Genomic DNA, 7,732 nt, shown 5'->3' on the forward strand with positions numbered 1-7,732 from the left:
GAGACAGGGCCCGAGCGGCCCGCCGCCGTCACCACCCTCCCGCTCCCCGACCTCGCGGACGACCCGCACGGCACCGCCCGCCGCGAGGATCTCGACCAGATCCTGGCCGACCTCGCGCTCGCCGACCGTCTCCCCTTCCTCCGCTCGCCCGAGCCGCTGCCGCCCCGGCGGATCCTGCTCACCGGCGCGACCGGCTTCCTCGGCAGCCACATGCTGCTCGACCTGCTCCGGCACAGCGACGCCCATGTGTACTGCCTGGTCCGCGGGGCCGACGAGGAGGCGGCGACCGCCCGGCTCGCCGCACAGCTGCGCACCTACCGGCTGCCGTGGAACGCGGAGGTCCGCCGCCGTGTCACCGTCCTGCCCGGCGACATCCGCCGCCCCCGCCTCGGCCTGTCCGACGAGCTGTGGCACACCCTCGCCCACGAACTGGACAGCGTGGTCGGCGTCGCGGCGGCCGTCGACTTCCTGCGCGGCTACCAGTCGCTGCGCGCCAGCAACGTCCTGGGCACCCTCACCCTCGCCGAACTCGCCGCCACCGGACGGCCCAAGCCGCTGCACCACATCTCCTCGATCGCCGTCTTCAACGAGGTCGGCATCAGCTCGATGGGCGAGGACGACCCGTTCGCCCACGTCGACCGCCTGGTCGCGGGCTACGACCAGTCCAAGTGGGCCGCCGAGGCGGCCCTGCGCCGCGCCCGCGACCACGGGCTGATCGTCTCCGCCCTGCGTCCCGGCGGCATCGGCGGCCACACGAAGACCGGCGCCTACAACCCGCAGGACCTCAGCAGCGGTCTGATCTCGGCGTTCGGCCGCTTCCGCACCGTACCGGCGTTCCGCTACCTCAACGCCGCCCCCGTCGACTGGGTCAGCCGCGTCGCCGTGGCCGTCGTCTGCGAGCCGGACGCCTGGGGCTTCGACTACAACCTCACCGGCGTCCCCAACACGCTCGACGACGTCGTCCGTGACATGGCGTTCGGCGGAATGCACGTACGGGTCGAGGACTGGGACGAGTGGCGCACCGACACCCTGGCCCGCCTGGAGGCCGAGCCGGTACCCGAACTCGCCTTCCTGGCAAGGGTGTTGCAGAGCCCGACCGCGCTGAAGCTGTGCGAGGCCACGCTCAAGGGCCCGGCGGCGAGCGCCGAGCGCACCGACGCCCTGGTGGAGGCCCTCGGGCTGACCCCGGCCGCCCGGTACGACGCGCAGGCCCAGCTGAAGACGTTCGAGAAGCTCGCCGGTGACGGACTCGCCCGGCTGCCGCGCAAGGAGGACCAGCCCTACCTGTGGTTCGCGGAGACCACCCAGGGCCTGGTCCGCCGTACCGGCGACACCACCCAGACCCCCTGCTCCATGGCGCTGACCCTCTCCATCGCGAGCATGTACCAGCTCGTCAAGGAGCGCCGGGTCGACGTCTCCGGCGAGATCACCTGCCCGGCGGTCCACGCCGAGCCGCTCACCGTCGTCCACGGCGACCTCTGGGTGCGCCCCGAGGAGGGCATCCCGCAGCAGCACGGACTCAAGCACCAACTCCTGCGCTACCGCCTGCGGTTGCGCGACGCGGGCGGGCAGCTGTGGTGGCTGGAGGGTCACAAGTACGCCCGCGCCCGACGTGACCTGTGGCGTCAGACCCGCGCCCTGACGATCGAACTCGGCCGCGAGGGCGAACCGGCCACGTTCACCGGCGAGGTCGTCGTGCCCGCCGACTCCTACGTCCGCGACCAGATCGACGGCATCAAGGTCGCCCCGCACCTCACCGGCCAGGAGAAGCGGGCCGCCAAGCTCACCTGGCTCGCGTGGTTCGGCCTGGAGATGGGCCGCGGACTCGCCGGCCCCTTCGCCCGCGCCGCCGCGGACCTGCTCGACCTGCGCCGCACCCCGAACCCCACGGAGCGCCACCGATGATCTTCAAGACGACCCCAGCGCCCCGGCGGCAGCTCCGGAGGGTCAGGACCACCACCGCGCTGCGCCCGCTGCGCCACCGCCTGGACCCGGCGCGCGTGGAGGAGATCCCGTTCCGCGCGGCCGACGGCGTCCGCCTCGGCCTGACCCGTGTCGACCCCGGCGAGAGCGGCCGTCCCGCCGTGCTCCTCCTGCACGGCCACACCGCGTCCGCCGACATGTTCCTGCTCCCGGAGACCCGCAACCTCGTCGACTCCCTCCTCGACGACGGCTACGAACCCTGGCTCCTGGACTGGCGGGGCAGCTGCCGGCTGCCCTACAACGAGACCGGACAGCGCTACACCTACGACGACGTGGCCCTGTACGACATCCCGGCCGCCGTCTCCCACATCCGCGAACGCGTCGGCGACCGCCCGCTGTTCGTCGTCGCCCACTGCATCGGCTCCCTCACCCTCTCCCTGTCGATGACGGCCGGACTGGTCCCCGGTCTCGCCGGCGTGGTCTCCCAGGGCGTGTTCCTCACGCCGAAGCTGGCCGGCCGCACCTCCCTGCGCATGTCGGTGGCGGGGGAGCTGCTGAAGTCCCGCATCGACCACATCCCGGTCGACTTCCGCAAGGTGGGCCTCTGGTCGAAGTACACGCCCCTGTTCGCCCTGGCCTCCCGCAAGGCGGACTGCCCCGACCCGACCTGCCAGATGCTCCACAACTCGGCGTGGGGGAGCGGCGCCTCACTCTTCGTGCACGAGAACGTGTCCGAGGCCACCCACGACCGGCTCGCCGAACTGCTCGGCCCGGCGCCCCTGTGGATCCTGCCGCACCTGCGCCGGATGGAACTGGCCCGCAGTGTGGTCCGCTGGCACGACACCGACGGCCGCTACCGTTCGCTGCCGAGGAACGCCCTGGACGCGGCCGGCCGCATCGACACACCCGTCCTGCTGCTCGCCGGCAGCGAGAACGGCCTGTGGCTCGACTCCCAGAAGCTCTGCCACGAGGTCCTCGCCCACCGGCAGCCCCAGCTCGACGTCCGCTACACCGAGATACCGGGCTACGGCCACCTGGACACGTTCCTCGGCCGGGGCGCCGCCCTCGACGTGTTCGGCCACATCCTCGATTTCCTCGGCGAACGACGGTGACGCCGACCCCGTCGGCCGGTTACCGTACGCGTCAGTAACCGGACGTTCACGCAGGAGGCACCCATGCCGCAGCTCGAAGTCGACGGCGCGAGACTGACGTACGACGACGAGGGGCCGCGCGAGGGCGGCGGGGTGCCTCTGGTGTTCGTGCACGGCTGGACGGCGAACCGGCACCGCTGGGACCACCAGGTGGCGCACTTCTCGAAGACGCGCCGGGTGATCCGGCTCGACCTGCGCGGGCACGGCGACAGCGCCGGGGCGGGCGTGAAGACGGTCCAGGAACTGGCGAACGACGTCCTCGCCCTCCTCGACCACCTCGAGGTCGAGCGGTTCGTGCTGATCGGCCACTCGATGGGCGGGATGATCTCGCAGACCATCACCCTGGCCCACCCCGAGCGCGTCGAGCGCATGGTGCTGGTGAACTCCATCGGCCGGATGGCCTACAACCGGGGGAGGGGCCTGCTGATGGCCGCCTCCACCCTCGTGCCGTACAAGCTGTTCGTCGCCACGAACATCCAGCGCGCCTTCGCCCCCGGCTACCCGCGAGACGAGATCCGCGCCTACATCAAGTCCTCCGCGGACACCCCGCGCGAGGTGGTCATGACGCTGTACGGCGCCATGCGGGCCTTCGACGTCCTGGACCGGGTCGGGGAGATCCGCACGCCGACCCTGATGATCCACGGCTACCACGACATCCAGCTCCCGGTGAAGCAGATGCTGCGGATGGCCAAGGCCTACCCGGACGCCACCGTCCGCATCATCGACGCGGGCCACGAACTCCCCGTGGAGAAGCCGGCCGAGCTGACGGCGGCCATCGACGCCTTCGTGACCGCCCCGGCGGACCGGCCGCACGCCGCTAGCTGAAGCCGTCCGGGTCCGCCGCCTTCCAGTCCGCCGCCCAGGACTCCGGCGGCCCGGACAGCAGCGCCCCCGGCTCCAGCCACTCGTACAGCTCCGCGCAGGACCGGACCGTCCCCGGGCCCGTCCGCCGCACCAGGTGGGCGGGCGTCAGGCCGGCCGGCCCCCGGACACCCATCGAGGCCATGATCCGCACGGCGTCGCGGACCGTCTCACGCTGGTAGGCGTGGACCCGCCGGGCCTTGTCGTCCACGTCCAGGGCGCGCATCCGACGCGGGTCCTGCGTGGCGACACCGACCGGGCAGGTGTTCGTGTGGCAGCGGCCGGTCCCCACACAGCCCACGGCCCGCATCATCGCGCGGGCCGCGTTGGTGTAGTCGGCGCCCTGGGCGAGCCGCCGGACGACGTCCGCGCCCGTGGCCACCCCGCCGCTCGCCCCGATACGCACCCGGTCCCGCAGCCCGACACCGACCAGCGCGTTGTGCACGGTGATCAGCCCCTCGGTGAGCGGCAGCCCCACCTCACCGGCGTACGGCGGCGCCGCGCCCGAGCCGCCCTCCGACCCGTCCACCACCACGAAGTCCGGCGCGACGCCCTCCGCGACCATCGCCCGGCACACCGCGAGGAACTCGCGACGCGAACCCACGCACAGCTTGACCCCGGTCGGCTTGCCGCCCGCCAGCTCCCGCAGCCACGCCAGGAACAGCACCAACTCGCGTGGCGTGGAGAACTCCCGGTGCCCCGGCGGCGACACCACCGGCTCGCCCACCGGCACCTTGCGTTCCCGCGCGACCGAGGCGCTCACCTTCACGCCCGGCAGCAGCGCGCCGCCGCCCGGCGCGGCCCCCTGCGACAGCTTGAGCGACACACACCGCACCTCGGGCAGCGCCGCCTTGTCCGCGAACTCCCGCGCGTCGAAGCGCCCCTCCCCGGTCCGACAGCCGAAGTAGCCCGTCCCGATCTCCCAGACGAGGTCACCGCCGCCCCGCAGATGGTGTTCGGTCAGCCCGCCCTCGCCGGTGTCCTGCGCGAACCGGCCCAGCGCGGCACCCCGGTTGAGGGCGAGCACCGCACGGGGCGACAGCGCGCCGAAGCTCATCGCGGACACGTTCAGCAGTGCCATGTCGTACGGCAGCCGGCAGTCGGGCCCGCCCACCCGCACCACGGGAGGCTCCTCGGCCGGTTCGGCCGGCGCGAGGGACGACACCAGGAACTCTCCTGCGGCGCCGGGCCGTCCGTCATCACGGCGCCGTGACACGAACGGCAGCCGCCCGGTCAGGGGATACGCCCGCAGCAGCGCGTCGGGGCGCTGCACCAGATCGCGGACACCGAGGGCGGTGAGCGCCAGCAGCGGCCCGGCCGCGCCCCACCACCGCGCCGAGCCGGCGCACGCGGCGAGGGTGGTCCAGGCCGCTCCGACGGCGATCAGCAGCAGCGGCAGAACGCGGCGCACTCAGTCGTCCTCGTCGGCCCCGCAGGAGCTGCCGCTCGGCGGGAGGGAACCGTAGAGAAGGAAGTCGTCGACCTTGCGGTGCACACACTTCGACGAGCCGTACCCCGTGTGGCCCTCGCCGCGGTTGTCGAGGACCACGGCCGACGGCCCGAGCCGCTCCGCCGTCTCCACCGTCCAGCGGTACGGCGTGGCCGGGTCCCCGCGGGTGCCGACGAGCAGCATCCTGGGCGTGTCCACGTCCTTCACCTTGTCGCGTATGTAGTCCGTGCCCTTCGGGCGGCCGTAGCACATCAGGACCTGGGTGAGTCGGTACTGCCCGAAGACCGGCGACGCCTCCTCGTAGTCGGCGCGCAGCCTTTTCAGATCGGCGGTGATCCGCTCGGCGGTGGGGCGGTCGGGATCGTCCGCGCAGTTGATCGCCATCAGCGCCGCCGGCAGGTTGTCCAGGGGGATGTCCTCCTCGTCCGCCAGACCCCCGCCCGGATCACCGCCGCCCGGGTCGCGCACCGGCAGCGACAGGCCGCCCGTCGCGAACGCCATCACGCCGCTGGTGTCCCCGCTCTCCACGAGCTGGGCCAGCGCCCGCTCCAGCGACGGCCACAACTGCTTGCTGTACAGGCCCTGCCCGATGGCACCCACCAGGTCCTGTCCGGTGAAGGGCTCACCGAAGTCCGTCGGCACCGGGTCCTCGTCCATGGAGTCCACCAGCCGCAGCACCTCCTCACGGGCCGTGCGCGCGTCCTGCCCGAACGGGCACGCGATGTCCTTCACGCACCAGTCCACGAAGTCGTCCAGCGCCACCTGCTGACCCCAGGCGCCCGCGATGCCCTGCTCGGCGAGCGGCTCGGTGAGCGTGTCCACGCCGTCCAGGACCAGCCGGCCCACCCGGTCGGGGAACTGGGCGGCGTACACCGCGCCGAGCCGGGTGCCGTACGAGAAGCCCAGGTAGTTGAGCTTCTTGTCGCCGAGGGCCGCGCGCATCACGTCCAGGTCCTTGGCCGCGTCCACCGTGCCGATGTGCGGCAGGACCGGGCCGGAGTGCTTGGCGCACGCGGCGGCGGCCTTCTTCAGCTGAGCCAGCAGCTCCCGCGGGTCTCCGAGGTCGTCCGGGTCGTCGTCCACGGCCGCGTACGCGTCGTCCTCGGCGTCCCCGCAGCTGACCGGGGAGGACCGGCCGACGCCCCGCGGGTCGAAGCTCACCACGTCGTAGCCGTCGGTGAGGTCCATGAACTCCTTGCCGCCGTAGGCGAGTTCGGGGACACCGGGGCCGCCGGGGCCGCCGAAGTTCAGCAGCACGGAGCCGCGCTTGTCGCCGGTGGCGCGATAGCGGGCGAGCGCCAGGTCGAGGGTGGCGCCCTTGGGGCGCGCGTAGTCGACGGGCACGGTCACCTTGGCGCACTGGAGATCGTCGGGCATGCCGTCGCCCGTGCACTTCCCCCACGTGACCTTCTGGTCGTGGAACCGGGACAGGTCCGGGGGACGGTCACCGTCGCCGTTCGCGGCCGTCGTCGGCAGTGTGGTGCCGAGCAGGGTCAGTGCGGCGGCCACGGCGAGCGCGCCGCGTCGCCGTGCGGGTCGCGTCGACAGCTTGGCCAGCATCAATGCCTCCCAGGACGCCTCGCGGCGGACCGGGGACCGCCGCCCGGCCCACGATAGGCGGGCGCCGCGGGACCCGCCTCCGCACACCGGGCGGCCCGCGCGAGACCCGCCGCGCGGCCCGTCGTACGGCTGTCGCGCGAGGCGAGCCGCACACGGGCGACGGCCGGATTGTCTGCTTAACCGCCATTTCCACGGGAGTGGCGCCCATTGGGGTGAATAGCCGTTTGGCCATAACCCGCATGGTCCGGACCGCGTTCTACGGGGTGCGGGCGAGTGCCCGCGACCATGTCTGGAAGGCAGGGACCCATGAGACGGGTTACCCGAAACGGTGTGATCGCCGTCGCCGCCGCCTCGGGCGCGCTGGCCGTAGCGATGCCCGCGTTCGCCGACTCCGCGGCGGACGGAACCGCGGCCGGCTCCCCGGGACTGATCTCCGGCAACGGCGTCCAGTTGCCGGTGAACGTCCCGGTGAACCTGTGCGGCAACACCGTGAACGTGGTGGGAGCGCTCAACCCCGCCGCGGGCAACGCCTGCGCGAACAAGGGCTCGGCCGCCGCCCCCGCGAAGAACGGTGGCGGCGCGAGCGCCCACGGCGGTGCCCAGGATTCGCCCGGCGTCGTCTCCGGCAACGGCGTCCAGCTGCCGGTCGACCTCCCGGTCAACGTGAGCGGCAACAGCGTCAACGTCGTCGGCGTCGCCAACCCGGTGTTCGGCAACGAGTCCGTCAACATCTCGGACGAGGAGCCGGCACCCCCGGCCGAGCCGAAGCCGGAGCCGCCGACGCGGC

6 protein-coding genes are annotated in these 7,732 nt (G+C 72.9%); 4 read left to right on the plus strand and 2 right to left on the minus strand.

Going from position 1 to position 7,732, the window contains the following annotated elements:
* The 3 genes from BZL64_RS19245 to BZL64_RS19255 form a co-directional block, all read left to right on the plus strand.
* On the plus strand, positions 1-1,905 hold a 1,905-nt coding region (locus BZL64_RS19245), incomplete at its 5' end, for an SDR family oxidoreductase (protein ID WP_107430320.1).
* Positions 1,902-3,035 carry an alpha/beta hydrolase gene (locus BZL64_RS19250; RefSeq protein WP_086770431.1) on the plus strand — a complete coding sequence of 378 codons (1,134 nt, stop codon included), beginning with the start codon at positions 1,902-1,904 and terminating at the stop codon, positions 3,033-3,035. The genes BZL64_RS19245 and BZL64_RS19250, both read left to right, overlap by 4 nt.
* A 63-nt stretch (positions 3,036-3,098) precedes the next feature.
* Complete coding sequence (locus BZL64_RS19255; RefSeq protein WP_086770432.1) at positions 3,099-3,899, plus strand: alpha/beta fold hydrolase; 801 nt, start codon at positions 3,099-3,101, stop codon at positions 3,897-3,899.
* Here BZL64_RS19255 and BZL64_RS19260 read toward each other — a convergent pair.
* Both BZL64_RS19260 and BZL64_RS19265 read right to left on the minus strand, forming a co-directional pair.
* Positions 3,892-5,346: an FMN-binding glutamate synthase family protein gene (locus BZL64_RS19260; RefSeq protein WP_086770433.1), complete on the minus strand. Its 1,455-nt coding sequence runs from the start codon at positions 5,344-5,346 to the stop codon at positions 3,892-3,894. The genes BZL64_RS19255 and BZL64_RS19260 overlap by 8 nt on opposite strands.
* Complete coding sequence (locus tag BZL64_RS19265) at positions 5,347-6,945, minus strand: alpha/beta hydrolase (protein WP_086770434.1); 1,599 nt, start codon at positions 6,943-6,945, stop codon at positions 5,347-5,349.
* A 306-nt stretch (positions 6,946-7,251) separates the two neighbouring features.
* Here BZL64_RS19265 and BZL64_RS19270 point away from each other — a divergent pair.
* A partial coding sequence (locus BZL64_RS19270) for a chaplin (protein ID WP_143663221.1) occupies positions 7,252-7,732 on the plus strand: 481 nt, incomplete at its 3' end.

The sequence above is a fragment of the Streptomyces bobili genome (genome assembly GCF_002154575.1).
GTDB classification, from domain to species: domain Bacteria; phylum Actinomycetota; class Actinomycetes; order Streptomycetales; family Streptomycetaceae; genus Streptomyces; species Streptomyces bobili.

Bases quoted from the DNA above. Each gene is read 5' to 3' on its own strand.
- BZL64_RS19255 (WP_086770432.1), top strand. From the start codon at position 3,099: ATGCCGCAGCTCGAAGTCGACGGCGCGAGACTGACGTACGACGACGAG.
- BZL64_RS19250 (WP_086770431.1), top strand. From the start codon at position 1,902: ATGATCTTCAAGACGACCCCAGCGCCCCGGCGGCAGCTCCGGAGGGTC.
- BZL64_RS19265 (WP_086770434.1), bottom strand. From the start codon at position 6,945: ATGCTGGCCAAGCTGTCGACGCGACCCGCACGGCGACGCGGCGCGCTC.